Below are 25,641 nucleotides of genomic sequence, written 5' to 3'. Positions count from 1 at the left end.
ATATGGCGCTAACTATACCCTAGTCATACAATTCAATGACAGTTTGCAAAGAAACGCTGCAACCGGAGGAACCATGGCATATCCCGTATTTGACCTACACTGCGACACTGCCGACCGAATCGGCTGGGCCACGCTCGATCTCGACCTGCGCTTTACCGCCGGCACCGACGGTTATTTCCCCGGCGACGAAACGCATCCGCAAGATTTCGACCTCATCGAGGGTAACGCCTGTGCCATCTCGCTCGCAAAGATCGGCAACACGCCGTGGGCACAGTGCTTCGCCACGTTTGTCCCCGACGAGATTCCCACCGCCCACGCCGCGCGTTTCCAGGCGCAGATCATGGCGCATATGAGCGGCCAGGCAATGCTCAACCACGACCGTATGGTCAACGTGCGCAGCGCCGCAGACATTCGCCCCGCGCTCAAGGACGGCAAGGTCGCTTGCATCCACACCATCGAAAACGCCACGTTCTTTGCCGAGGACCCCGCGCTGATCGAGGTGCTCAAGAGCCTGGGCGTGCTTATGTCGTCACTCAGCTGGAACGCGCAGGGACCGCTCGCGAGCGGCCACGACACCCACGCCGGCCTCACCGCCGCCGGCATCGAGGCGCTTACGCAGATGGAGCACGCCGGCATGGTGCTCGACGTCTCCCACCTCAACGATGAGTGCTTTGACGAGGTCGCCGCCCGCGCCACGCGTCCCTTCGTCGCCAGCCACTCCAACTCCCGTGCGGTTTGCGGCGCCAAACGCAACCTTACCGACGACCAGTTCCGCACCATTCGCGACATGGGTGGCATCGTCGGCCTCAACTACTGCAGCGAGTTCCTTTCCAACGACGCAACCGACAAGACCGCCGCAGACGTCACCTTCGACCAGCTGGCGGCGCATATCGAGCACTGGCTCGACCTGGGCGGCGAGGACGTCATCGCGCTCGGCGGCGACTGGGACGGCGCCACGGTGCCCGCTTTCCTCTCCGATGCCAGCAAGATGCCCGAGTTCCAGAACATGCTTTCCAAGCATTTTGGCAAGACCGTGATGCAAAAGCTCTGCAGCGACAACGCGCTTGCCTTCTTCGAGCGTTATTAATTTCACATCCCTTGAGCGGGCCGGCATGCCGAACGGTCGACATGCCGGCCCGTCCCCGATCTGAAGGACCGCTTTTGACGCAGCAGTTTACGATTTCCGCATCCCGACCGGATGGGACGACCATCCCCGTCGTCGTTACCAAAAAGCGCGTCAAGAACTTCAACCTACGCGTCACATCGAGCGGCGAGGTCCACGCCAGCGCACCGATCGGCGCCAGCCGCGAGCGTATCGAAGCGTTTGTGAAGCGCAACAGCGCCTGGATTATCAGCCGACTTGCCCAGCGCGAGCAACGTCAGGCGACGGCACGAGAGCCGCTCAGCCCCTCGTCCATCATTGCACTTTGGGGCAAGCCCATCACGGTACAGGATGCACTCGATCACAACTTTGCATCACCCGCACCGCGACCCAAACAGGCCACCTTCGCAAGTTTTATGGGTACCGATGAATCGGACGAAGGCCCACAGGCCAAGCGGCACGCAATCCTCGACGGCCTAACGTCCGATGAGCTCCAAGCCCACATCGACCAGCTCTACGCGTCCGAGGTCACCGCAGCGCTACGCGACATCGTGCACGCGTACGAAATCGCAATGGGCGTCACCGTGGCCCGCGTCTCCGTGCGCAGCATGAAAACGCGTTGGGGCTCCTGCACACCCAAAACCGGCGCCATTCGCATCGCGCGCGAGCTCGCCGCCTACCCTGTCGAATGCCTCGACATGGTTGTCGCCCACGAGCTCGTCCATCTGCTCGAGCCGAGCCACAATCAGCGCTTTCACGCCCTGCTCGACACGTACTGTCCCAACAATAGAGCACTGTCTCAGCGGCTCAAGCAGCCACCCCTCAACAAGCTCTAGCGTCGACTAGCGCACGCGCTCGATCTCGACGCCGCAGCTTGCCAGGGGCAGGCCAACAGGAGCCCACGGCTTATCGAGCTTTATGCGCACACCAAGCAGCGAGGGATAACGGCGCAGCAGCATCTGGGCTGTCCCCTCGGCTGCCGCCTCGATGAGCTTAAACGTATGCTCGCGCAGATAGCCATCGACATCGTGGCACACCGAGCCGTAGTCAATCGAAGCGTCCAGGTTATCGTGCTCCCCCGCCGCGCGCAGGTCGGCATAGAGCACCAGAGAAACGATGAACTTCTGACCCAGCGCGTTCTCCTCGGGATACACGCCATGGTTGGCAAAAACCTCAAGACCGTCAATGACAATGCGATCGGCATGGCGCAGATCGTCATAGCTCACGTGAGGCACCGCCGTTGCGGTGGATATTTCGCCCCTTCCACGGCGGGCGAGCTCGGCGCCTTCGGTCTTGGTTGCATTCTCGGGCAGTTTCTTGTTACTCAACGCGATCGTCTCCTTCGTTTAGAACCCCGACCGCGCAAACTAACTACACGCGAATAGACAGGTTCTTTTTATCATCGCTCCAGTTGCAAGCGTTGCGCGCGGGGCATGCAAAGCAGGCACGCGACGCTTTGTCGGCTGCATAGAGCAGACGCTCAAGCGGTTGGCTGTTCACGCGCAGCTTTCGATGGCCCAGAATGGCCGTCTTAATGGCTGCGGCATCGGCCGGCTCAAACGCCACGTCATCGGGCATGCCGCCGAGAATCGCATCAGCGACGCGTTCGCTTGCAACATCATGGGATATACCCGATTCATACTGTTCATCTTTGCCGATATCGTGAAGAAGTGCCGTGGCGTAGATGACCTCGCGGTCAAATTCGAGCTGTTCCTCGAGATTCTTGATCCACATAATGCGAGCGACATCGAGCAGATGGTCAATACCGTGGCGGCAGAAGATGCGCCCCGATTCCAACCGTGCAATGTTGCCCAGGTGCCGCCGGAACAGCCCGTTGGCACAAATGTAATCAATGCGAGGCATGGCACCAAAGGGGGCCAGGCCCGAAGCCATAAAGCCGCGACGCGACGTCCCCTCATCGGTCTTCGATGTAAAGTCGTTGACGACTCTCATGGTTAGCGGCCCAGCATCCTAAAGAAACGCTCCTCGAGCGCGGGATCGGTCTCAAAGACGCCACGGCGAGCGAGCGTCACGGTCTTGGTGCCGGGCTTTTGCACGCCACGCATCGTCATGCACATATGCTCGGCCTCCATCAACACAATCGCTCCCTGGGGAGCGAGATAGTCCATGAGGGCATCGGCAACCTGTGCACACAGTTGCTCCTGCAGCTGAAGACGACGGGCATAAACCTCAACCGTGCGGGCGAGCTTGGAAAGCCCAGCCACCCGACCGTTAGGGATATAACCAATGGCGGCCTTGCCATAAAACGGCAGCAGATGATGTTCGCACAGCGAGTAGAACGTGATGTCGCGCTCGATAACCAAATCGTTCGAAGCGACGGCAAAGGTTTTGGACAGGTGCTCCTCAGCACTCTGGTCCATGCCGCCGGCGATCTCACCATACATACGGGCAACGCGCGCCGGGGTCTCCAGCAGGCCCTCACGAGTTGGGTCCTCGCCTATGCCCTCAAGCAACAGCTTAATGGCGGCCTCGACTTTTTCCTGATCGACCATCTGGGCCTCACTTTTCCGATTTCACGTTCGCGCTATGGTACCACGCCCTCCGGCATCGACCACAAGCTACATAGTATGGGTTGAATAGACTGGATCGTCCCGCCAAAGCTGCACAGCGTCGCAAAGCGCAACGCCCTCACGCACAGCGCGGTCGCGCGTAGCGTTCATATCGATCACACGCTGGTTACTCGAGCCCCTAAAGCGCAACGAGATATCATAAAGATCCTGAACAAACGGGCCATCCACCAACATGTCGAGGCAGGCAAGGATACGGTCCGTCACCTCAGTATGGTGACGACCACCCGGCATAAGCTCCTCGAGCGCGTCGCCGGTAAAACACCAAATGGTCTTTCCTGACCCCGCAGGATAAGCGGCACGAACACGCTCGACAAACTCAACGAGCCCCGCCTGGTTCTCGGGTTCCATGGGCTCTCCGCCCAGAATCGTCAGGCCGTCAATAAAGGGATGATCGAGGCTCTCGATAATCTTGTCCTCGACGGCACGATCAAAGGGCTCGCCCGCAGCAAAGTCCCACGCAACAGAGTTAAAGCAATTCTTGCACCCACGACGGCACCCGCTCACAAACAGAGAAGTACGAACGCCTTCCCCATCAGCAATGTCGAAATACTTAATGTTCGCGTAGTTCATAAGTAACCTTCCTGGGGGTCTGGAGTATATCATTCCGTCCTCAAACATTCTCGGCCTTCGGCCTGCGAAACTGCGGGCGGGACGATATACTCCAGACCCCTCGCGAGCGATACTCAATGAACTCAGCGAACATCGAGTATAGGGTTCGAGGTCCAATAAAAACAATGCTGCAGCTCAACCGTTATCGCAAGCAGACCGTTGTCGCAGGTCAACTCATTTCCGCTAAGAACTTCGAGGAGTGAGCAGGCTGTGTGCTGCATCTCAGCTACGTCAGCTCGGCTGCCCCGTAGCGAGGGCCTGGACCTTTGCTCGATATGAGTTCCGCACGAACAGGAGGCGCCAGTGGCGCCTCCGTCGTGAGCCAGGACTGTCCGAAATAGCGAGTAAAGGTCCGGGGCCTCGCTACGGGGCAGCCTGGGATGGTTATTAGAGATGCAGCACGCGGTCGCGGATCTCCTCGGTTCGACCCTGGTTCCAGAACTGGGTACCGATGTAGCCGCACGTGCGACGGGCGACATTCATCTTCTCCTGGTCGCGGTTGCCGCAGCTGGGGCACTCCCACACCAGCTTGCCGTCATCCTCGACAATCTTGATCTCGCCATCGTAGCCGCACACCTGGCAGTAGTCGCTCTTGGTGTTGAGCTCGGCGTACATGATGTTGTCGTAGATGTACTGCATCACGCGAATGACAGCCTTGAGGTTGTCCTGCATGTTGGGAACCTCGACGTAGGAGATAGCACCGCCCGGCGAAAGCTGCTGGAACATGCCCTCGAACTTGAGCTTGTCGAATGCGTCGATCTCCTCGGACACGTGGACGTGGTAGCTGTTGGTGATGTAGCCCTTGTCCGTCACGCCCGGGATAATGCCAAAACGACGCTGCAGGCACTTGGCGAACTTGTAGGTCGTCGACTCAAGCGGGGTGCCGTACAGCGAGAAGTCGATATCGCTTTCGGCCTTCCACTCGGCGCACTTGTCGTTCATGCGCTGCATGACGGCCATGGCAAACGGCGTGCCCTCCTTCTCGGTGTGGCTGTGACCCGTCATGTACTTGACGCACTCATACAGACCGGCATACCCCAGGCTGATGGTGGAATAGCCGCCCACGAGCAGCTTATCGATCGTCTCGCCCTTCTTCAGACGCGCCAGGGCACCGTACTGCCAAAGAATCGGCGCGGCATCCGAAAGCGTGCCCATCAGACGCTCATGACGGCACAGCAGGGCGCGGTGGCACAGCTCGAGGCGCTCGTCGAAGATTTTCCAGAACTTGTCCATGTCCTGATGCGAGCTCAGCGCGACATCGGGCAGGTTGATGGTCACAACGCCCTGGTTAAAGCGACCGTAGTACTTGGGCTTGTTCGGGTCATAGTTCAGCGCGTTGGCCACATTGTTAAATCCGTTACCGGAGCGGTCGGGCGTCAAGAAGCTGCGGCAACCCATGCAGGTGTAGCAATCGCCGTTGCCGGCGGTCTCGCCCTTAGACAGCTTGAGCTCGCGCATCTTCTTCTCGGAGATGTAGTCGGGCACCATGCGCTTGGCGGTGCACTTGGCAGCCAGCTGGGTCAGGTAGAAGTACGGGGAATTCTCGTGAACGTTATCGTCCTCGAGTACATAGATAAGCTTGGGGAATGCCGGGGTAATCCACACACCGGCTTCGTTCTTAACGCCCTCATAGCGCTGACGAAGCGTCTCCTCCACGATCATGGCAAGGTCGTGCTTCTCCTGCGCTGAGCGAGCCTCGTTGAGATACATAAAGACCGTCACAAACGGCGCCTGGCCGTTTGTGGTCATAAGGGTCACGACCTGATACTGAATCGTCTGGACGCCGCGACGGATCTCGTCACGCAGACGGTCCTCAACGACCTCGCGGACCTTTTCGGCAGATGCCGAAACACCGAGCTCCTCGAGCTCGCGGGCAACCTCGCCGCGAATCTTTTGACGGCTCACCTCAACAAAGGGGGCGAGATGGGTCAGCGAAATAGACTGGCCGCCGTACTGGGAGGAAGCAACCTGGGCGATAATCTGCGTCGCGATGTTGCAGGCAGTCGAGAAGCTGTGCGGCTTCTCAATCAGCGTGCCCGAGATAACGGTGCCGTTCTGGAGCATGTCCTCCAGGTTCACCAGGTCGCAGTTATGCATGTGCTGGGCAAAGTAGTCGGAATCGTGGAAGTGGATCAGCCCCTCATTGTGGGCATCCACGATCTCCTGGGGCAGCAGCACGCGCTGAGTCAGGTCCTTGGAAATCTCGCCGGCCATATAGTCGCGCTGGACGGAATTGACGGTCGGGTTCTTGTTAGAGTTCTCCTGCTTGACCTCTTCGTTATTGCACTCGATCAGCGACAAAATCTTGTCGTCGGTCGTGTTCTTCTGGCGCTTCAGGCTCTGAACATAGCGATAGATGATGTAGTGGCGAGCAACCTCGTAGCAGTCGAGACGCATGATCTCGTCTTCGACCAAATCCTGGATCTCCTCGACCGAAACGGTGTGGCCCGCGTTCTCGCATGCCTCGGCGACGTTTTGTGCCGCGTAAACCACCTGGCGGTCGGTTAGACGAGAGCTCTCCTCGACCTCCAAGTTGGCGGCGCGGATGGCATTGACGATCTTATCGATGTCAAAGACAACCTCGGTGCCGCTGCGCTTGATGATCTTCATCCTCTTGCCTCTTTCGCGTCGTAGTCTCATTGCGCTTCAGAGCCAAACGATGCCCGGCAGGGCCTGTCCCTGTCTTGCGGCGCCGTCGCGCAATCTGTGTTCTCGATAAACCATAAGCCTCCATGCGGACATTCCCAGAAGCCGATCAAGCGGCTCAAGGACACGTTCAAAAGAGGCAGTTAAGGTCTTCGTTCTCTGTCCGCTATCTATCATACGACAAAGACGCATCTATATCCTGTATTCTTTTTTTAGGTCAAACACAACATATAGTGTTTCAGCAGGTCAAAGCAATTAGTCATTTTGCAGACGCATTAAAAATGAGGGGTATTTGACAAGTCGGTAAAACGTTACCAACACGGCTACCTGCATGGCAGTTATAAAACCCCCTTAGTCAAGCCGCTGACAAATCCTACCAAAACCAAGCCGCTCACGCCAAAAGAATCCAAAAGATTATGCTTGACCAACATGTTGCGGTCGTGCCTTGCCGAGCCTCATGCAACCGCGGCACGAATCCTTGAAAGATATGTGTATGCAAACGGAGAAGACGAGAGTTTCCTCGGATGACTACTGAGAAGCATCCCGGAAGATCAAAAACTCGAAATTTGGTGACGTATTTGGCGACCCATTTGGCGACCAAAACAAAACAGCCCAGAGGCGATGCCTCTGAGCTGCGAACATTTGGTGGGCGTTAGAAGATTTGAACTTCTGACCTCTTCCGTGTCAGGGAAGCGCTCTCCCCCTGAGCTAAACGCCCAAATGGAGCGGACAACGGGGCTCGAACCCGCGACCCCAACCTTGGCAAGGTTGTGCTCTACCAACTGAGCCATGTCCGCCTGCGAGGATTCAATATACGGGATGATCCACCCAAATGCAAGAACTTTTTTTGAAAAGTTTTGCGACGCCCTCGCGAACCTCGCGAAGACATCAGCCGCCGCGGAAGGCGCAGGCAAACGCAAGCTCGCCGCAAGAGACCCCTACATCTCACCGAGCATGATCCAGGCAGAGCTGTCCTGCGCGAGCTTACCGTCTGCAAGCGGTGATGAGGCGAGCAGGACCCTGCCCGCAGGCAGCTCCACGGGCGCTGCACCGAAGTTCGTCACACACGCCCAGCCGTTGTCGCGGCGATAGGCGATGACGCCGCCCTCAGCGCCCTCGGCACCATCCGCAAGGCCGGTGCGCCCGTCAAGATCGAGCCACGCAAGATCGTTGGCGCACCCGCGCAGCTTGCGCCGCAGCCAGAGGGCGTCACGATAGAGCGCAAGCATCGATGTCGGGTCCGCTTCTTCCCTATCGGCAGCGTAATCGGAAAACCATGCAGGCTGCGGCAGATGGGGCGCCGCATCGGCGTCCGCCGGTGAAAACCCAAACGATCCGCCCTGCGCGGGATCGTCCGCCGCCACCCACGGCAGGGGCACACGGCAGCCGTCGCGCCCCTTCTCGCGCTTCGGTCCGTGCGTATTGGTCGCAGTAGGATCTTCGAGTGCGGCCCACGGAATGTCAGCCACCTCAAAAAGGCCGAGCTCCTCACCCTGATACACGTATGCCGAGCCCGGAAGCGCCAGCTCGAGCAAAAGGGCCGCCCGCGCGCGGCGCTCGCCGAGTTCACGTTCCTCGTCATAAGACGACCCGTCGCGTAAGAGCCAGTCGAGCGCAATCTGGTGGTAGCGCGTCGCCTTGATCTGCGGCAGGGCATAGCGCGTCGCCACGCGCGGCACGTCGTGGTTGGAGAGCACCCAGGTCGAGGCGGAATCGGATTCTATAGCTGCCTTCAAGCCCTCCTCGATTGCAGCGTGCATGTCATCATAGGTCCAAGTGGCCTTGGCAAACTCAAAGTTGAATGTCTGGCCAAGCTCGCTGGGACGCGCGTAGAGATACTGGCGCTCGGGCAGCACCCACGCCTCGGCAACGGCGCTGCGTGGCGGATCATAGCGGTCGAACACGCGGCGCCACTCGCGATAGATCTCGTGGACCTCGTTGCGGTCCCACAGCGGATGGGTGCCGTCCTCAACCATGTCATCGCCCTCGGCGAGATGCCACCGGTCGAGGTCATCGCGGTCGAGATCCTTGGCGAGACCGTGCGCCACATCAATGCGAAAGCCATCGACGCCTCGATCGCTCCAAAACGCCAGAACATCGCAAAAGAACGCGCGAACCTCGGGGCATGACCAGTCAAAGTCCGGCTGCTCGGGCGTAAACATGTGCAGATACCACTGACCGTCCGCAACACGCGTCCAGGCGGGGCCGCCAAAGTTGGCATTCCAATTGGTGGGAGGCAGCTCGCCGTGCTCGCCGCGACCATCGCGGAAGATATAACGGGCGCGCTCGGGCGATCCGGGGCCGGCGGCAAGAGCGGCTTTGAACCAGGGGTGCTGGTTGGACGAATGGTTGGGCACGATGTCGACGATGACCTTGATGTCGCGCGCATGAGCCGCAGCGATCATGTCATCGAAGTCATCAAGCGAGCCGAGACGTGGGTCGACATCGCAGTAGTCCGCCACATCATAGCCGCCATCGACAAGAGGCGATGGGTAAAACGGGCTCAGCCAGATGGCCTCGATACCCAGCCGCTCAAGATAGTCCATCTGCTGGGTAATGCCCGCGATATCGCCCAGACCCGAACCAGTCGAATCCTTAAACGAGCGCGGGTAGATCTGATAGATCGCGGCATCGGACATCCATGAGCGCGAAGAGGACTTTTCTGTAGCCATGGGATGAATCTCCCTTGCAACGAGGTTTTGCGAGATGCCCACGATGATACGCCCAAAGCTGACATTCGCGGCAAACAACGCCACAGCCACGCCCCAAAACGCTCGCTCCCTCTCGGGTTCGAGCCCAAGCGATGGGTACGAAAAAGCCCGGCTACCGTAGTAGTCGGGCTGCTGCGTTTGGAGCGGACAACGGGGCTCGAACCCGCGACCCCAACCTTGGCAAGGTTGTGCTCTACCAACTGAGCCATGTCCGCATATGTAAAACAAAACGGGCGCCGGAGCGCCCGGATGTTGCCTGGAGGCGAAGCCCGGATTCGAACCGGGGGTAAAGGCTTTGCAGGCCTCTGCCTTACCACTTGGCCACTTCGCCGAAAAAGGACCGCCTAAACGGTCCGGAAATGCAATGGAGCGGACAACGGGGCTCGAACCCGCGACCCCAACCTTGGCAAGGTTGTGCTCTACCAACTGAGCCATGTCCGCTTGCGGGTTATTAATTTACGCGAGTTGTCCAAAAGACGCAAGTACTTTTTTCAAAAAACTTGTCTGCCGCATGTTCTTAGTAGCCAAACGCGCTAAAGCGATTGGCTAGGCACACGATTCCAGCGCTCCGCTAAACAGCTTCACCATCTGCACGCGCGTGCCGGCGCCGTCCGTACGACGAGCAACCTCCACGTTATCGACGAGCATACGCATAAGCTTGATACCACGGCCGCGCTCCTCTGATGCGACCGGTTCGCTCGTTTCATCGATAGAATAGCCGGCACCTCGATCAAGCACCTCAACCACAACGCGATCGCCATAGGCCTGAACCGTCAGGACGCACCCGATACCGCCCGCATGGTCATAGGCATTACCCAGCGCCTCCCCCGACGCCAATGCGACATCGTAGCGCTCGTCACGGCGCAACGGAAGCGATTCAAGGAGTTCGGCGATGCGATGTCGGTAGTATGGAAGATTCTCGATACCCTGACGGACCTCGACGCTCTTACTCCAGCGAGGCAGCTCCCCCACCGGAATGGCGGGAATAGACTCCCGTGCCGGCCCCGCGACATGAAGGATATCGACAAGACGAGCAATCTCCAAAAAGCGAACAACTTCAGCTGATGCATTGACGAGCGAAAGCAGGCCTTCTCGCCTCATGAGCTCACGAGCGCGCGTAAGCAGGAATGCCAAGCCCGTCGAATCGATAAAGCTAACAGCCTGACAGTTGATGACGACACGACGCACGCCGCGGCCAATCAAAGCATCCAACCGCCGACGCAGCGCAGGCACCGTGGCGATGTCGATATCGCCTGGTGGCGTCAAAACCGCTATGTCATTCCACTCATTCATACGACCATGGTTCCCCAAAAAAGCCCACTCGATGCATTCGTTTCCCCAACCGTACGGATTCAGCCCGCCCAGCGTCGTCTATGAACGACCCCGTAAAAACTCAAGGGACACCAATGCAATGTCATCGTCCAGCGCCGATTCGGTAAATCGGTCGAGCTCGCCCAAGACCTTGCCGCAGATTCCCGATACGCCCTCACCCGAGACAGAGAGCAGAAGGTCACGAAGGCGCTGCTCGCCAAAGAAAGCACCCGAGCGATCGCGTGCTTCAATCGTTCCGTCGGTGTACATAAATAGCATGTCACCAGGAGCGAACGTAAACACGCCTGTCTCGTACACCATGCTCTCAAAGGCACCGATTACCCCCGATTGGCATCCAAGCAGCTCGACCTCTCCCCCACGAGCCTCGTCGCCACCCAGCGGCATCGACTCTGGCCTGATGACCATGGTCGGAGGATGGCCCGCCGAACAATACGTTGCGCGTCCGGCTTTAAGGTCAATCTTGGCGATAAAGGCCGTCACGAACGTCTCGACCCTCGAAAAGCCCATGAGCATGCTGTTAAGGGAGCGTGCCATGCGGGCCGGTCCAGCGCCCTCCCAGGCATATGCCGTCAGGGCCGTCTTGACGAGCGCGGACATCGATGCAGCCTCAATGCCTTTGCCAGACACATCGCCCAGAATCATGACGGCGCAATCGTCGGGAAGACGGATGAGCGTATAGAAATCGCCGCCGACCAACGCCGAGTTCGTGGCCGACAGGTACACCGAATCGGCGGCGATTCCCGGAACATCCCCCAGTGAATTTCTCATGCCAATCTGGAGGGTCTGGGCGATATGGCGTTCCTCGCGCTTTTGAGATTCGCCTTCATAGATCAGTTCAAAGTCATGAGCCAAGTGCACCAAGTAGTCATATTCAAGGTCATCAATCGGCTCTTGGCTACCATCACGAAGCAGCAGCGCACGCGTCGTCGGCCCCTTCGCAACAGAAGCAGGAACGATTGCGTCGTTACTGTGCTTGCCATCGCCCTCAGGGCGTGGGCGCCCCGCCTCGATGCCGGCGTCGACGTAGAGACCCTGGCAAGGCAGGCCATGCGCTCTAAGCCAGCCTCCCATAGGCATCGATTCGTCAACGCGAGTTATACGGACGTGTTTAAGGTCCTCGGCACTCGTGCCGCCCAAAACAGATGCCTCAAAGCCATCAGGGGCAGCCCCCAAACGTGCCGCTGGCGCCGTCGTGGAAAAGAAAAGCTTCTCGGGATCGTCCGGCAAAGCAACGCGACTGCCGCCTTCAAAATCTATGACGTAGGAATCCAGACTGGCGTCATACTCAATAGGGCAAAAATGGCAGTTGAGCATATTGCAGATCTCGGACGATACCGCCTGGGTAGCCGCGGCAGAATCGTCTAGAAAGGTAAACAACTCATCCCGCAAGACATTGAGCGAGCGGCCAAGCTCGGCCGTGCGACGGGAGCGAAGGCTCGATGCCATGCCGACCAGTTGGATAGACAGGTAATCGCAAATGACCTCAAGTACATTAACATCATAAGCGAGCGGTGCCTGGGGGCGTTTCCAACCAACTTCAAGCACGCCGAGGATCTGCGTACCGTAAAAAACGGGAAGACAGATTTCACTGCGGTACGGAGGCATATCCTGCATGCGCAACAGGTGCTTAGAACGATTATCCAGGTCCATGAACATACCGGAGGCGGCCTTATCGCCCTCAAGGTCCTGTTGAATCGACAAGCGACAGGCACGCGACTCGCGAAGAACATACGTCGGAATGCCAGCGCCATACGGCAAAAACTCGGGCAGGTAGCTGTCGAGCAGCTCCTTGGAAACACCGCGGAGCTTAAAGCCGCCGCTCTCAGAAAAATAGATAGCAGCACCCGAAGCATCGAGCGTTCCTACAAGCTGGTTCAAAACGGTATCAAGCAGGCTGGGTAACTCATCGGAGCCCACGGTACTCATAATGACCGAGAGCGTGCCAGAGAGACGCTTGTTCGCCACTCTAAGCTCCGATAACGCACGCTTGAGTTGCCGGTCGTGAGAATACTGTTCCTCGATACTGTGAAGTGCCACCAGGACACGTGGCGCGCGGCGCCCAAAGATGCGCGGAGGCGTTACGGAGCCCGCACGAACCAAGACGGGAATAAAAGAGCCGTCACTCAGTTTGAGCATCAGTTCGCTCTCGGAGCCATCAGTTTCAAATGGCAGACGATGTTCCGTCGCACGCTCAAAAGCGGACGAGTAAAGGACGTCTTTAACATCTCCACCGATGACGTCGGCGCGTTCCTCGCACATCAAACCAAGTAAGCGATTATTCACATGCAGAATGGTTCCGTCGAGCTCGCAGATGATGACAGCATCGCTCGTGATCTCGACTAGTTGGGCAACGTCTGCCCACTCGTTGCGTTCAAGCGTTTCCATCGTGGACCCCACCGTCTATCGGTAACAAAAAAGCCTCCGAAGAGGCTTCTCAAATGCGATGGTGTCGGAGGCGGGACTTGAACCCGCATGACCAAAAAGCGGTCACTAGCACCTCAAGCTAGCGCGTCTGCCAATTCCGCCACTCCGACATGCTATGTTGTTGATTCGCGGTTCGTTTTGTTGAACCCGCGCGTTCAACGAGGAAGATAATAACCTATGATTCGAGAACTGTGCAAGCACTTTTTTGAAAAAAGTTTACGAATTTGTAAATGCGCTGGTAGATCTATATGTTCGGTCCCGGATCGGTGTTGCCTCCCGGCGCGTCCTCGGGCATGAGCGATATTTTGCTACGCACTTCGTGCTGCAAAATATCGCTCCCCCTGCGGAATGCGCCGGGAGGCAGCACCGATTCGGGGCCTACGGCCACATTCTCCAAACACAATTCCCAAATATGTTCTGGGGGCTGATAAAAAGTTTGTGGCTCGGCTTTGCCGAGCCCTTGTATAAGGAGGCCGGAGCTAAAGCTCCGGCCTCGCTCAATTTCCTATTAGAGTTAGTGAGCGATCAAGGAATCGCACCCCTCCCTGCCGCGTTACCGCAGGGCCCGCCCTGGTGTTACTTTTCAGAATACTCCGCAGGACGCAAGTAACCCCCGCCGCACGAAGTGCGCAGCGGGGGTTACTTGCATGTCCGAGGACGTTCTGAAAAGTAACACCAGGGCGGGCCCGGACGAAAACAACCGACTACAGGTCGATGTGAGATTCCTTGATCGGGAACGGCTCCGCGAAGTGGCAGGCGCAGCAGTGACCCGGGGCAACTTCCTTAAACTCTGGAAGCTTCTCGGAGCAGATGCCCTGCGCGATCGGGCAGCGAGTGTGGAAACGGCAGCCCGACGGCGGATCCAGCGGTGAGGGCGGATCGCCGGCAAGAATGATGCGCTTGCGGGTCTTCTGGATATCAGGATCGGGCACCGGCACGGCAGACAGCAGTGACTGCGTGTACGGGTGGTGCGGCTCGCTATAGAGTGTCTTCCAGTCCGAAACCTCGACCATCTTACCCAGATACATAACGGCAACGCGATCGGAGATGTGCTGCACGACGGACAGGTCGTGGGCGATAAACAGATACGCCGTACCGAACTTGTCCTGAAGTTCCTTGAGCAGGTTCAGAACCTGGGCCTGAATGGAAACATCCAGAGCGGAAACGGGCTCGTCGCAGATGATCAGCTTGGGCTTCAGAGCGAACGCGCGGGCGATGCCGACACGCTGGCGCTGACCGCCCGAGAACTCGTGCGGATAACGGTTGATGTGCTCGGGGTTCAGGCCGACGACGTCCAGCAGCTCGCGGACGCGCTCAATGCGCTCCTCCTTAGTACCCACGCCATGAATGGTCATGGGCTCGGAGACGATCTCGCCAATGGTCATACGAGGATTGAGCGAAGCATAGGGGTCCTGGAAGATGAACTGCATCTCACGACGCATGTCCTTGATCTCATGCTTGCTCATCTCGGCAACGTCTTTGCCCTGGAAGAACACTTTACCTGCCGTCGGCTTGGTCAGGCGCATGATGGTGCGGCCCGTGGTGGACTTACCGCAACCAGACTCGCCGACCAGGCCAAAGGTCTCGCCCGGATAAATCTCGAACGAAATGTCATTCACAGCAGAGACGACACGCTTGGAGAAGCGCTTGGCGAACATGCCGGACTCAGCGGGAAACTCCTTAGAGAGGTGCTCGACCTTCAGCAGTGGAGTACGCTCGTTGGTATCTGCCATTACGCCTCGCCTCCCTTCTCGGAATCCTTGCGCGTACGGGACGTCTCAGGAGCGTTCTTGAGGAACTCGGGGTCACCGGAGTAGTGGCACGCAGAGTAATGACCAGACTCGGTGACAACGCGCTCGGGGCGCTGCTTGCGGCACTTGTCGGTCGCATAGGGGCAACGAGGGGAGAAGACGCAGCCCTGGGGCAGGTTCATGAGCGAGGGCGGATTGCCGTGAATCGGCGTAAGCGGCTTCTTCTCATCGATGGCCTGCTCCGGGATGGAACGGATAAGACCCCAAGTATAGGGATGACGGCTCTCATAGAAGATCTCGTCAGCAGTACCGAACTCGACGGGACGGCCGGCATACATAACCATGATCTTGTCGGCCATGTCGGCGACAACGCCCAGGTCGTGAGTAATCATGATGATGGCGTTGCCGTTCTTCTCCTGCATTTCCTGCATGAGCTCAATAATCTGAGCCTGGATGGTAACGTCCAGAGCAGTCGTGGGCTCGTCGGCAATCAGAATATCGGGATCGCAGGCAAGAGCCATGGCGATCATGACGCGCTGACGCATACCGCCGGAGAACTGGTGCGGATACTCGTTGACGCGCTTCTCGGGCTCGGGAATACCCACGAGGTCCAAGAGCTCGGTGGCGCGCTTGAGCGCCTCCTGCTTGGAGTAGCCACGGTGCAAGCGAAGGCCCTCGCCCACCTGCTTGCCGATCTTATAGACCGGGTTCAAGGAGGTCATAGGATCCTGGAAGATCATCGCGATGTCGTTACCGCGAATGTGCTGCATCTCTTCCTCGGTCATCTCGAGGATAGAACGGCCGCGATAGCGAACGTCGCCGCCCTCAATCTTTCCCGGAGGCATCGAGATAAGACCCATGATGGTCATGGCGGTCACGGACTTACCGGAGCCGGACTCACCGACGACACCGAGGGTCTCGCCGCGATCGAGCGTGTAGGAGACACCGTCGACAGCGCGAACAACGCCATCTTCGGTGTGGAAATACATCTTAAGGTCATCGACCTCGAGCAGATGCTGGCCCTCGGGAACCGGCTGGTCCTTCAGGTCCACATAGTTCTTGTTCTTCTTCATCCTTATGCGTCCTTCATCTTGACGTCGAGGGCGTCGCGCAAACCGTCACCCAGCAGGGTGAAGGCGAGCACCGTCGAGAGAATTGCCAGACCGGGCATGATCATCATCCAGGGAGCAGTCAGAAGATACTGCTGACCGTCCTGAATCATGGAGCCCCACGAAGGCGTAGGCGGAATAACGCCCATGCCGAGGAAGGACAGAGCGGACTCGGTCAGAATGGCGCCACCAATGTTCATGGTCGCGTAGACCACGATGGAGGCGACGGAGTTCGGGAAGATGTGACGCACGACGATACGAGCATCGGATGCGCCCATCGCGCGCGCAGCGTCAACATAGTCGTTTTCCTTGACCGTCAGGATCGCGGATCGGAAGACGCGCGCAATCGAAGGCCAGCCGAGAATACCGATGGCGATAAAGACGTTCTGAAGACCACGACCGATAACGGCGATCATGGCGACGACGAACAGCACGTACGGGAACGCCAGGAAGATGTCCGCGCAGCGCATGATAATCGTATCCCAGATGCCGCCATAGAAACCGGCAAGGGCGCCCATGACCAGACCGATCACCGTGGAGATGGCGGTGGCCATAATACCGACGGAAAGCGAAACACGTGCACCGTAGATAACACGAACGAGAATGTCGCGGCCAAGGGCGTCGGTGCCAAACGGGTGCTCGGCACACGGAGCCAGCAACGACGTCTCGGCCATGGTGGTCGAGTCGGAAGCCGTCGGCGAACCGAGCCAGGGCTTAGCCCACAGATCTGCGGTCAGGGCAACCAAAACGACGACGATGATCCAGCAGACACCGATAACGGCGAGCTTGTTCTTGCGAAGACGCTTAAAAGCGTCGCCCCACAGCGTGCGGGACTTGGCGGGAGCAGATGCGGCCTTGGTGGCGGTAGCCTGCTCCTGAGACTGAGAATCAGTTTCCTGCATGAGACGTACCTCCCTTAGGCCTTATCCGACGGACCGCCAAGGCGGATGCGCGGGTCGAGGAATGCATAGCTAATGTCGACGAGCAGGTTGATCACCATGACGACGACGACGATGAGCGTAACGCCGCCCATAACGATGGGCCAGTCACGCATGCTGATGGCGCGATAGACCTCATAGCCGATACCGGGCCAGTTAAAGACCGTTTCGGTCAGGATAGCACCCGAAAGCATGCCGCCAAAGTCGACACCAATATAGGTAACGACGGGGATGAGTGCATTCTTAAGCGCATGCTTGATGATGATCGCGCGATTGGAGAGACCCTTGGCCTTTGCCGTACGGATGTAATCTTGGTTCATGACGTCAAGCAGCTGCGAACGCATAATGCGGGCAGCATAAGCGGTCGAAACCGAAGCCAGCGTAATGGTCGGAAGCACATAGTGCATCCAATCCTGATACTGAGAGCTGGAACCGCCGGCACCCGAAATCGGCATGGAGAATGCGCCGCCGGTGAGGTCCTTAAGGATGACGCCGAAGAACAGCTGCAGCAGCATGCCGAGCCAGAAGGCGGGAACGGCAACGAGGATCGACGTGGTCAGCGTTACCAAAATATCCCAGAAGGAATAACGCTTTACCGCCGAAATGATACCCGCACCGATACCCATGATCGCCTCGAGCACGATGGCGCACGCGGCGAGTTTGACCGTATACGGATACTTCTGGGCAAAGATTTCCGTAACCGGCAGCTTGCGCTGGTACGAATTACCCAGATCGCCATGAAGCAGACCGTTCATGTAATACAGATAACGGTCTACAAGCGACGTCTGAACGGGATCGCCGTTCTCGTCAAGGATCGCGTTACCGTCCTCGTCCGTCTGGACCAGGTGATAGCGTACGCGAAGCTGAAGCTCTACCTCGGGGGACAGAGCCTTGTCTCCACCGATCAGCTTGATCGGATCTCCCGGCACGATATTCTGGAGGGCGAACAGAATCAGCGTGACGCCCAAAAACACCGGGATGAACTGAAGCACACGTTTAACGATGTACTTACCCATACCACTCCCCTATCTAGGGATTAACCTAAATGGGATGCCGATCGCCAGACCGGCATCCCAAAATTACCATCAGCCAGTTTACCCCAGGTTAGGGGGAACTGTATGTTTCCCATGAGGTCTACGTAAATACTTGACCCTCACGGAAGCTGCAAACTCTTAGGCGAGCTCAGCGGTACCCAGATCGGCGTGCTTCTGCGGATCAACGTAGAGGTACTTGACGCGGTCGGAGCCAGCGATGGTGTGCGTGTAGAACATCACCGGGATGACCGGGCAGTCGGCGGCGACCATGGCGTCGGCCTCCTGCATCTTGGCGATACGCTCGTCGTCGTCAACCGTGGCACGGGCCTCGTCAACCTTGGCGTCAAAGTCGGGGTTGCTGTAACCGGAGCGGTTGTCGCCACCCAGGGAGTCGGAGTGGAACAGCGGATACAGGAAGTTGTCCATGATCGGGTAATCGGCGATCCAGCCCAGACGGCCGAACTGATAGTTGAAATTCTGATACTGCTCGAGCAGGGCAGACCACTCAGGGGTATCGGAGACGGCGGTGACGCCCACCTTGGCGAGGTCGCCGATGATGGACTCCATGATCTCCTTGTGGCCGCCGTCCTGGTTGTAGGACAGGGTCACATTGATGCCACGATCGCCGTTAGCGCCAGCGGGAGCGACCTTGTCGAGGTACTCGTTAGCCTTGTCGACGTCGTAGGCGCAGAACTCCCATGCGCCCTCCTTGTAGCCGGCGATTCCCGGAGGAACGATGCCGTCAGCGGGGGTACGGGTGCCCTTGAAGATGGTCTTGCAGATGGCCTCACGGTTGATAGCCAGGGAGATGCCCCTACGCAGGTCAGCGTTGTTGAACGGCTCGGCCGTGGTGTTGCACGTCAGATAGTACGTGGAAGGCTCGGAACCGAGCAGCATGCGCGCACCATCACTCATGGTGTAGCCATCCTTGGACTCGCCGCGGTCCTTCTTGGCGGCGTCGATCTGAGCAACGGGAACGTCGCAGACATCAAGGTTACCGGCCTGGAACTCCTTGTAAGCGGTCTCCACGTCCTTGATGACCTGGAAGTGGATGGCGTCGATCTTGGCCTTGTCGCCATAATAATCGTCGAACTTCTTGAGGTTGATCTCCTGACCATCCTCCCACTTGCCGTCCATCATGAACGGGCCGTTGCCGACCGGGGCAAGATAGAAGCTCTTGACATCGGTCTCGGCGCACTCGGGGACCGGGGACAGAGCCGGGTGAGAGGCGACGAAGGGGAAGTCGGCGTAGGCAGAAGTCAGCTTGACGACGAGGGTCTCGTCATCCGGGCAGGTGACACCGGTCAGCTCGGTAGCCTTACCGGCAACCAGATCGTCATAGCCCTCGACCATGGAAAGGTGATAGGAGACCTCGGAAGGACCATACTCGGTGGCGATGGCCGACTTGGTGTTGACCAGGCGCTCCCAACCGAGCTTGAAGGACTTGGAGGTAACGTCGTCACCGTTATGGAACTTGGCCTTCTTGATCTTGAAGGTGAACTCGGTGGCGTCGTCGTTAGCCTCAAAGGACTCGCAAGCCAGCGGAACGATCTCGCCCTTCTCGTTATCGTACTCCGTCAGAGCGTCGAAGAGCTGGTACTCGACCTGAGTGCCCTGATCCTCCTGGACGTTGTAGGGGTCGATGCAGACCGGGTTGTTGATGTAGAAGTTCAGCGTCGAACCGGACTCAGAACCGGAAGCGTCGCCGCCCTTCTTGCCGCATGCGGCAAGAAAAGCCATGGAGCTCGCAGCGAGGGTGCCGCCAACAAAGGCGCGACGACCCATAACGGGCTGGTGGAACATAGAATCAGCCATGCCATCCTCCTTATGAGATAGGACAAAGAAATGTTCAGTCGGACATATGTCGAGACAATCCGATCCGAACCATCAAAACGCCGCCCGCTGCTATGGCTGGTTATGCACAACAGACCAACGTTTTGCAATACAGTAGCGCATTTTATGCACAATTTGGCGCTGATTCCGGTTAACGGTCGAGAATTTCTTTAGTTGGGCGAAGTATGTGGGGATATTTTGGCTCTGTTACAACTCTGTAAACAAAAAGGGCCCCGCACATGCGGGACCCTTTACAAACGTATATACGCCGATGCTTAGTAGCCGACGATGCCCTGCGGGAAGAAGAACATGCACAGAACGACACACACGGCAAAAACGACGGCCATAATTACCGTCAGGCGATCGAGGTTCTGCTCCATGACGCCCGTGGCAGAGCTGGAGTTATACAGCGAGCTAGCGATCATATCCGAAACGCCGGTGCCCTTACCGGAATGCATCAGAACGAGAATCGTCAGCGCCACGGCAGAAACAGCCCAAACGACAAACAGAAGAATCTGAAACGGACCCATAGATAAGCTCCTTAATAGAACAATTCAAACTCCAGTACTGTACCACAACCTCCAACACTCCCCCACCTGCCATTTAGGGACGGGGTAGAAATGGCAGAAATACCAAAAAGGGGGTCGTCCGGTTGTGGACAACCCCCTTACTAGAAAACGGTATTTGTTTTCTATTAGGCCTCGGTGGCGAGCACGCGACCCGTCATCTCGGCGGAAGGCTCAATACCAGCCATGGTGAGCATGGTCGGAGCGATATCGGAAAGACGGCCGTCCTCGATACCGGTGAGCTTGGCCTTATCATCAACGATGATGAACGGCACGCGGTTGGTGGTGTGAGCCGTAAACGGATGCTTGGAACCGTCGGAAGCAACGTCAAACATGTGATCGGCGTTGCCATGGTCGGCGGTAATCAGCGCAAAGCCGCCCTTGGCGAGAATCGCCGGGACAACCTTGGACAGAGCATCGTCAACAGCCTCGACGGCCTTAACGGCGGCGTCGAAGACACCGGTGTGACCAACCATGTCGCAATTTGCGAAGTTCACGATGTAGAAATCAGCGCGATCCTCGATGATAGCGGCGACAAGCTTCTCGGTAACCTCGGGAGCGCTCATCTCGGGCTGCAGATCGTAGGTAGCGACCTTGGGGGAAGCGACGAGCACGCGCTCCTCGCCCTCCTTGGGCTCCTCGATGCCGCCGTTGAGGAAGAACGTCACGTGAGCGTACTTCTCGGTCTCGGCGGTGTGCAGCTGCTTCAGGCCATTGGCGGCGATAACGTCGGCCAGGACGTTCTCGGGGAACGTCTTGGGGAAGGCGACCTCGACGTCAAACGTCGGATCGTACTCGGTCATCGTCACAAAGTGCGAGAGCTTAATCTGCTCGCGCTCAAAGCCATCGAACTCCTTGTCCGTGAACACGCGGGTCATCTGACGAGCGCGGTCGGGACGGAAGTTGAAGAAGATGGCCGCGTCGCCCTCGTGGATGCCCTCGTTGTGGGCCGCGAAAGGCTCGACGAACTCGTCGCCGCGCGGATCCTTCTCGTAGTAGGCCTTGATACCGGCAACGGGGTCGGTATCGGCATCGGACGCGTTGACCATGACGTCGTAGGCGCGCTGGATGCGCTCCCAACGGTTGTCGCGGTCCATGGCCCAATAGCGGCCCGAAACGGTGGCAACGCGAGCGTCGCAACCGGTCTCCTCGGAGATCTTAGCCAGGAAAGCGCAGAACTCGCTCATGTAGCCGGCACCGGACTGCGGGTCGACGTCGCGGCCATCCATGAAGGCGTGGACGCGAACGGTCTTGACGCCATGCTGGGCAGCCATCTTGACCAGAGCCTCGACGTGGTTCATGTGAGAATGAACACCGCCAGGGCTCATAAGGCCCATGAGATGCAGGGTCTTGCCTTCGGCCTTGACGTCGTCCATAGCTTTGACGAAGACCTCGTTCTTGGCGATGGAGCCGTCCTTGATGGCATTGTTGATGCGCGAAAGCTCCTGGAACACGATGCGGCCGGCACCGATGTTGAGGTGGCCTACCTCGGAGTTGCCCATCTGACCGTCGGGAAGGCCCACGTCCTCGCCCGAAGCACCGAGCGTGGTGTGAGGATACTTCTCGTACAGGCTATCAAGGAAGGGCGTCTTGGCAGCGGCGACGGCGTTCTCGCCATCAGCCGGAGCAAGGCCGCAGCCATCCATGATGATCAGGAGTGCAGGAAGATGACGCTGTGCCATATGTCCTACTCGCCTGCCTTGACGACCATAGAGGCGAAGTCGGCAGCCTTGAGCGAAGCGCCGCCCACGAGGGCGCCGTCAACGTCGGGCTTGGCGACGAGCTCGGCAATGTTGCCGGGCTTAGCGGAACCACCGTACAGGACGCGGATACCGTCGGCGAGCTCCTCGCCAAACATCTCCTTGAGGGTCTCACGGATAGCGCCGCAGACCTCCTGGGCGTCCTCAGCGGTAGCGGTCTTTCCGGTGCCGATGGCCCAGATGGGCTCGTAGGCGACGACGACCTGCTTGGGGCAGGTGATCTCAAGACCAGCAAGGCCAGCCTTGACCTGGTTCACGACGTGCTCGACATAGGTACCAGCCTCGCGGACCTCGAGGGACTCGCCGCAGCAGAAGACGGGAACAAGACCGGCGGCAACGAGGGCCTTGGCCTTCTTGTTCTGGTCCTCGTCGGTCTCGTGGAAGTAGTCGCGACGCTCGGAGTGGCCGATGATGCAGTAGGTGCAGCCAGCGGACTTGAGCATGTCGCAAGAGGACTCACCGGTGAAGGCACCCTTGGCCTCCCAGTACACGTTCTGTGCACCGAGGGCGATGGGGGCAGCCTGAATGCGGTCATGAACCGTGGTGATGTCAATGGTCGGAGGGCAGACGAGCACCTCGACGCCAGCCGGAACCTCGGGCAGAGCCTGAGCCAGCTCGTCGGCGAGCTTGGCGGCCTCAGCGACGTCGTTGTTCATCTTCCAGTTACCAGCGATAAGAAGGGTGCGATTAGGCATCGAGAAGCGCCTCCACTCCGGGCAGGGCCTTACCCTCGACGAGCTCCATGGAAGCGCCACCACCGGTGGAGATCCAGCTCATCTTGTCGGCCAGGTTGAACTTGTTGACAGCCGCGACAGAGTCGCCACCGCCGATGATCGAGGTGCAGTCGGCCTCGGCGACGGCCTCGGCGATAGCCTGGGTGCCGTGAGCGAAGTTGTCGAACTCGAAGACACCCATGGGGCCGTTCCAGAACACGGTCTTGGCACCCTTGACGGCCTCGGCGTAAAGTTCCTCGGTCTTGGGGCCGATGTCCATGCCCTCACGATCGTCGGGGATAGCGTCGGACGCGACAACCTCGGGGACAGCGTCCTCGCCAAAGTGATCGGCAACGCGGTTGTCGATGGGGAGCAGGATCTTGACGCCCTTCTCCTCGGCCTTCTTGAGCATCTCGCCAGCGCGCTCGACCCAGTCCTCTTCCTTGAGGGACTGACCGACGGTCAGGCCCTGAGCCAGGAAGAAGGTGTAGGCCATGCCGCCACCGATGATCAGGGTATCAGCGGAGTCGATGAGGTGATCGAGAACGCCGATCTTGGAGGAAACCTTGGAACCGCCGACGATAGCGACGAAGGGGCGCTCGGGCTCGGCGAAGATGCCGGTCAGCGTGTCGACCTCCTTCTCGAGCAGGAAGCCGGCGACGGCAGGCAGGTAAGCGGCGGGACCCACGACGGAACCCTGGGCGCGGTGAGCGGTACCGAAAGCATCGAGAACGAAGACGTCACCATAGGAAGCGAGCTTCTTGGCGATCTCGGGATCGTTCTTCTTCTCACGCTTGTCAAAACGGACGTTCTCGAGAACGAGGACCTTGCCCGGCTCGACGGAGGCAACAGCCTCAGCAGCCTTCTCGCCGTAGGTGTCGGCGACAAAGGCAACGTCGAGACCAGAGAGCTCAGCGAGCTTCTTGGCGACGGGCTCGAGGGACAGCTCGGGCTGGAAGCCAGTGCCATCGGGACGGCCGAGGTGGCTCATGAGAATGACGCGAGCGTTGTGCTCAACGAGGTAGTTGATGGTGGGCAGGGCAGCCTTGATGCGGGTGGTGTCGCCAACGACGCCATCCTTGATAGGCACGTTGAAGTCAACGCGGACGAGAACGCGCTTGCCGTCGACATCGATGTCGCGGACGGTCTTCTTGGTAAAGGCCATGTTTGCTTCTACCTTTCGTACGTGTCTGCCTCCCATTACGGCAGACGATTTCCTATAAAAAGGGCGCGACCCTAGGGTGTAAGCCCTATGAGGCCGCGCCCTTCTTTAGACGCTCAACGAGCTATTCGCTAAAAGCTAAATTAAGCAACGAACTTCTCGAAGTACTTGATGGTGCGGACCATCTGAGAGGTGTAGGAGTTCTCGTTGTCGTACCAAGAGGTGACCTGAACGAGGGTCTGGCCGTTGCCGAGATCAGAGCACATGGTCTGAGTGGCGTCGAAGATGGAGCCGTGGGTCTCGCCGATGATGTCGGTGGAGACGATGTCGTCCTCGTTGTAACCGAAGGTCTCGGAGATGGTGGCAGCGTAGGCCTTCATAGCGGCGTTGACCTCGTCGACGGTGACCTTCTTGTCAACGACAGCGTAGAGGTTGGTGATGGAGCCGGTCGGCGTCGGGACGCGCTGGGCGGCACCGATGAGCTTACCGTTGAGCTCGGGGAGAACCAGGCCGATAGCCTTGGCAGCACCGGTGGTGTTGGGGACGATGTTGACGGCGCAGGCGCGGCTACGACGCTTGTTGCCCTTGCGCTGCGGGCCGTCGAGCGGCATCTGGTCGCCAGTCCAGGCGTGAATGGTGGTCATGATGCCGGACACGATGGGAGCGAAGTCGTTCAGACCCTTGGCCATCGGGGCAAGGCAGTTGGTGGTGCAGGAAGCAGCGGAGATGATGTTGTCCTCAGCGGTCAGCGTCTCGTGGTTGACGTTGTACACGATGGTGGGCAGATCGCTGCCGGCCGGAGCGGAGATGACGACCTTCTTGGCGCCAGCGTTGATGTGGGCCTGAGCCTTAGCCTTGCTGGTGTAGAAGCCGGTGCACTCGAGAACGACGTCGACGTCGAGGTCGCCCCAAGGCAGGTTGTTGGCGTCGGCCTCCTTGTAGATCTTGATCTCCTTGCCGTCAACGGTGATGGAATCCTCGCCAGCAACGACCTCGTGATCGCGAGCGTAGTTGCCCTGCGTGGAGTCGTACTTCAGCAGGTAAGCGAGCATATCGGGAGAGGTGAGGTCGTTGATAGCGACGATCTCGGAGCCCTCATGACCGAACATCTGACGGAAAGCCAGACGACCGATGCGACCGAAGCCGTTAATAGCAACCTTTACTGCCATTGTGTCTCCTTTCGTAAGGCCCCCGCAAGCTACAGCGCCCGCCGTTGAGGCCCACAAACTAACCACTCGCCTAATATACCTTTTTTTGACTTGAATTTCACGAGAATGCTCGAAATTGAAAATCAAATTTATGTTAAACCTTGATTCTCATCTTCATTGCAACAGCCTCAGGACTCAGCGCAACGCGTTGC

At 58.5% G+C, this 25,641-nt stretch carries 20 protein-coding genes and 6 tRNA genes; 2 read left to right on the top strand and 24 right to left on the bottom strand.

Annotation, left to right across the window (positions count from 1 at the left end):
• Positions 1 to 73: 73 nt before the first annotated feature.
• Positions 74 to 1,087: a membrane dipeptidase gene (locus CHY22_RS05810; protein WP_089572972.1), complete on the top strand. Its 1,014-nt coding sequence runs from the start codon at positions 74 to 76 to the stop codon at positions 1,085 to 1,087.
• A gap of 74 nt (positions 1,088 to 1,161) precedes the next feature.
• The gene (locus CHY22_RS05805) at positions 1,162 to 1,938 is read left to right on the top strand and encodes a SprT family zinc-dependent metalloprotease (protein ID WP_233502862.1); all 777 of its coding nucleotides are present in this window, start codon (positions 1,162 to 1,164) and stop codon (positions 1,936 to 1,938) included.
• Between the two features lie 6 nt (positions 1,939 to 1,944).
• On the opposite strand, the gene folB is transcribed toward CHY22_RS05805, so the two are convergent.
• The 24 genes from folB to gap form a co-directional block, all read right to left on the bottom strand.
• Positions 1,945 to 2,430, bottom strand: coding sequence for a dihydroneopterin aldolase (gene folB, locus CHY22_RS05800; RefSeq protein WP_055251396.1), 486 nt, complete (start codon positions 2,428 to 2,430; stop codon positions 1,945 to 1,947).
• 43 nt (positions 2,431 to 2,473) lie between these two features.
• A complete protein-coding gene (locus CHY22_RS05795; protein ID WP_199408778.1) occupies positions 2,474 to 3,055 on the bottom strand; it encodes an HD domain-containing protein in 582 nt (193 codons plus the stop codon).
• A gap of 2 nt (positions 3,056 to 3,057) precedes the next feature.
• Entirely contained in the window at positions 3,058 to 3,615 is a 558-nt protein-coding gene (gene folE / locus CHY22_RS05790; protein ID WP_022094399.1) for a GTP cyclohydrolase I FolE, read from the bottom strand.
• A 66-nt stretch (positions 3,616 to 3,681) separates the two neighbouring features.
• Positions 3,682 to 4,263 (bottom strand): anaerobic ribonucleoside-triphosphate reductase activating protein, encoded by a 582-nt coding sequence (nrdG, locus tag CHY22_RS05785; protein ID WP_089572967.1) that lies wholly within the window; start codon positions 4,261 to 4,263, stop codon positions 3,682 to 3,684.
• Between the two features lie 426 nt (positions 4,264 to 4,689).
• On the bottom strand, positions 4,690 to 6,912 hold the full coding sequence (gene nrdD, locus CHY22_RS05780; RefSeq protein ID WP_089572965.1) for an anaerobic ribonucleoside-triphosphate reductase: 2,223 nt from the start codon (positions 6,910 to 6,912) through the stop codon (positions 4,690 to 4,692).
• A gap of 679 nt (positions 6,913 to 7,591) precedes the next feature.
• A tRNA-Val gene (locus CHY22_RS05775) sits at positions 7,592 to 7,666 on the bottom strand.
• Positions 7,667 to 7,669: 3 nt separating this feature from the next.
• A tRNA-Gly gene (locus CHY22_RS05770) sits at positions 7,670 to 7,745 on the bottom strand.
• 141 nt (positions 7,746 to 7,886) lie between these two features.
• Entirely contained in the window at positions 7,887 to 9,620 is a 1,734-nt protein-coding gene (locus tag CHY22_RS05765) for a glycoside hydrolase family 13 protein (RefSeq protein ID WP_143759214.1), read from the bottom strand.
• A gap of 178 nt (positions 9,621 to 9,798) precedes the next feature.
• A tRNA-Gly gene (locus tag CHY22_RS05760) sits at positions 9,799 to 9,874 on the bottom strand.
• Positions 9,875 to 9,916: 42 nt separating this feature from the next.
• A tRNA-Cys gene (locus CHY22_RS05755) sits at positions 9,917 to 9,990 on the bottom strand.
• Between the two features lie 34 nt (positions 9,991 to 10,024).
• Positions 10,025 to 10,100: transfer RNA gene (locus CHY22_RS05750), tRNA-Gly, on the bottom strand.
• Between the two features lie 105 nt (positions 10,101 to 10,205).
• Positions 10,206 to 10,952, bottom strand: coding sequence for an anti-sigma factor antagonist (locus CHY22_RS05745; RefSeq protein ID WP_089572961.1), 747 nt, complete (start codon positions 10,950 to 10,952; stop codon positions 10,206 to 10,208).
• Positions 10,953 to 11,030: 78 nt separating this feature from the next.
• Positions 11,031 to 13,376 carry a SpoIIE family protein phosphatase gene (locus tag CHY22_RS05740; RefSeq protein ID WP_089572959.1) on the bottom strand — a complete coding sequence of 782 codons (2,346 nt, stop codon included), beginning with the start codon at positions 13,374 to 13,376 and terminating at the stop codon, positions 11,031 to 11,033.
• A 59-nt stretch (positions 13,377 to 13,435) separates the two neighbouring features.
• Positions 13,436 to 13,525: transfer RNA gene (locus CHY22_RS05735), tRNA-Leu, on the bottom strand.
• A gap of 594 nt (positions 13,526 to 14,119) precedes the next feature.
• Entirely contained in the window at positions 14,120 to 15,148 is a 1,029-nt protein-coding gene (locus CHY22_RS05730) for an ABC transporter ATP-binding protein (protein ID WP_089572958.1), read from the bottom strand.
• Complete coding sequence (locus CHY22_RS05725; protein ID WP_089572956.1) at positions 15,148 to 16,239, bottom strand: ABC transporter ATP-binding protein; 1,092 nt, start codon at positions 16,237 to 16,239, stop codon at positions 15,148 to 15,150. The genes CHY22_RS05730 and CHY22_RS05725 overlap by 1 nt, the downstream gene beginning before the upstream one ends.
• Before the next feature lie 2 nt (positions 16,240 to 16,241).
• Positions 16,242 to 17,177 (bottom strand): ABC transporter permease, encoded by a 936-nt coding sequence (locus CHY22_RS05720; RefSeq protein ID WP_089572954.1) that lies wholly within the window; start codon positions 17,175 to 17,177, stop codon positions 16,242 to 16,244.
• Positions 17,178 to 17,191: 14 nt separating this feature from the next.
• Positions 17,192 to 18,229 (bottom strand): ABC transporter permease, encoded by a 1,038-nt coding sequence (locus tag CHY22_RS05715; RefSeq protein ID WP_089572952.1) that lies wholly within the window; start codon positions 18,227 to 18,229, stop codon positions 17,192 to 17,194.
• A gap of 156 nt (positions 18,230 to 18,385) precedes the next feature.
• Positions 18,386 to 20,062 carry an ABC transporter substrate-binding protein gene (locus tag CHY22_RS05710; RefSeq protein WP_117648301.1) on the bottom strand — a complete coding sequence of 559 codons (1,677 nt, stop codon included), beginning with the start codon at positions 20,060 to 20,062 and terminating at the stop codon, positions 18,386 to 18,388.
• Positions 20,063 to 20,355: 293 nt separating this feature from the next.
• Entirely contained in the window at positions 20,356 to 20,610 is a 255-nt protein-coding gene (gene secG, locus CHY22_RS05705) for a preprotein translocase subunit SecG (protein ID WP_006236144.1), read from the bottom strand.
• Positions 20,611 to 20,774: 164 nt separating this feature from the next.
• The gene (gpmI, locus tag CHY22_RS05700; protein WP_089572947.1) at positions 20,775 to 22,328 is read right to left on the bottom strand and encodes a 2,3-bisphosphoglycerate-independent phosphoglycerate mutase; all 1,554 of its coding nucleotides are present in this window, start codon (positions 22,326 to 22,328) and stop codon (positions 20,775 to 20,777) included.
• Between the two features lie 5 nt (positions 22,329 to 22,333).
• Positions 22,334 to 23,101 carry a triose-phosphate isomerase gene (gene tpiA, locus CHY22_RS05695; protein WP_089572945.1) on the bottom strand — a complete coding sequence of 256 codons (768 nt, stop codon included), beginning with the start codon at positions 23,099 to 23,101 and terminating at the stop codon, positions 22,334 to 22,336.
• Positions 23,094 to 24,284 (bottom strand): phosphoglycerate kinase, encoded by a 1,191-nt coding sequence (locus tag CHY22_RS05690; RefSeq protein WP_089572943.1) that lies wholly within the window; start codon positions 24,282 to 24,284, stop codon positions 23,094 to 23,096. Before CHY22_RS05690 ends, tpiA begins: the two co-directional genes overlap by 8 nt.
• 140 nt (positions 24,285 to 24,424) lie before the next feature.
• Positions 24,425 to 25,450, bottom strand: a complete 1,026-nt coding sequence (gene gap / locus CHY22_RS05685) for a type I glyceraldehyde-3-phosphate dehydrogenase (protein WP_022094880.1) — start codon at positions 25,448 to 25,450, stop codon at positions 24,425 to 24,427.
• Between the last annotated feature and the right edge of the window lie 191 nt (positions 25,451 to 25,641).

The organism is Collinsella sp. TF06-26 (assembly GCF_002232035.1).
Taxonomy (GTDB): domain Bacteria; phylum Actinomycetota; class Coriobacteriia; order Coriobacteriales; family Coriobacteriaceae; genus Collinsella.
The sequence above is the reverse complement of the archived record's forward strand: the minus strand, read 5'-3'. Positions and strand labels throughout refer to the sequence as shown.

What these genes read in the sequence shown, in the direction of transcription:
- CHY22_RS05810 (WP_089572972.1), top strand. Translation starts at nt 74, where the DNA reads ATGGCATATCCCGTATTTGACCTACACTGCGACACTGCCGACCGAATC.
- CHY22_RS05795 (WP_199408778.1), bottom strand. Translation starts at nt 3,055, where the DNA reads ATGAGAGTCGTCAACGACTTTACATCGAAGACCGATGAGGGGACGTCG.
- folE (WP_022094399.1), bottom strand. Translation starts at nt 3,615, where the DNA reads ATGGTCGATCAGGAAAAAGTCGAGGCCGCCATTAAGCTGTTGCTTGAG.
- nrdG (WP_089572967.1), bottom strand. Translation starts at nt 4,263, where the DNA reads ATGAACTACGCGAACATTAAGTATTTCGACATTGCTGATGGGGAAGGC.
- nrdD (WP_089572965.1), bottom strand. Translation starts at nt 6,912, where the DNA reads ATGAAGATCATCAAGCGCAGCGGCACCGAGGTTGTCTTTGACATCGAT.
- CHY22_RS05765 (WP_143759214.1), bottom strand. Translation starts at nt 9,620, where the DNA reads ATGGCTACAGAAAAGTCCTCTTCGCGCTCATGGATGTCCGATGCCGCG.
- CHY22_RS05745 (WP_089572961.1), bottom strand. Translation starts at nt 10,952, where the DNA reads ATGAATGAGTGGAATGACATAGCGGTTTTGACGCCACCAGGCGATATC.
- CHY22_RS05740 (WP_089572959.1), bottom strand. Translation starts at nt 13,376, where the DNA reads ATGGAAACGCTTGAACGCAACGAGTGGGCAGACGTTGCCCAACTAGTC.
- CHY22_RS05730 (WP_089572958.1), bottom strand. Translation starts at nt 15,148, where the DNA reads ATGGCAGATACCAACGAGCGTACTCCACTGCTGAAGGTCGAGCACCTC.
- CHY22_RS05725 (WP_089572956.1), bottom strand. Translation starts at nt 16,239, where the DNA reads ATGAAGAAGAACAAGAACTATGTGGACCTGAAGGACCAGCCGGTTCCC.
- CHY22_RS05720 (WP_089572954.1), bottom strand. Translation starts at nt 17,177, where the DNA reads ATGCAGGAAACTGATTCTCAGTCTCAGGAGCAGGCTACCGCCACCAAG.
- CHY22_RS05715 (WP_089572952.1), bottom strand. Translation starts at nt 18,229, where the DNA reads ATGGGTAAGTACATCGTTAAACGTGTGCTTCAGTTCATCCCGGTGTTT.
- CHY22_RS05710 (WP_117648301.1), bottom strand. Translation starts at nt 20,062, where the DNA reads ATGGCTGATTCTATGTTCCACCAGCCCGTTATGGGTCGTCGCGCCTTT.
- secG (WP_006236144.1), bottom strand. Translation starts at nt 20,610, where the DNA reads ATGGGTCCGTTTCAGATTCTTCTGTTTGTCGTTTGGGCTGTTTCTGCC.
- gpmI (WP_089572947.1), bottom strand. Translation starts at nt 22,328, where the DNA reads ATGGCACAGCGTCATCTTCCTGCACTCCTGATCATCATGGATGGCTGC.
- tpiA (WP_089572945.1), bottom strand. Translation starts at nt 23,101, where the DNA reads ATGCCTAATCGCACCCTTCTTATCGCTGGTAACTGGAAGATGAACAAC.
- CHY22_RS05690 (WP_089572943.1), bottom strand. Translation starts at nt 24,284, where the DNA reads ATGGCCTTTACCAAGAAGACCGTCCGCGACATCGATGTCGACGGCAAG.
- gap (WP_022094880.1), bottom strand. Translation starts at nt 25,450, where the DNA reads ATGGCAGTAAAGGTTGCTATTAACGGCTTCGGTCGCATCGGTCGTCTG.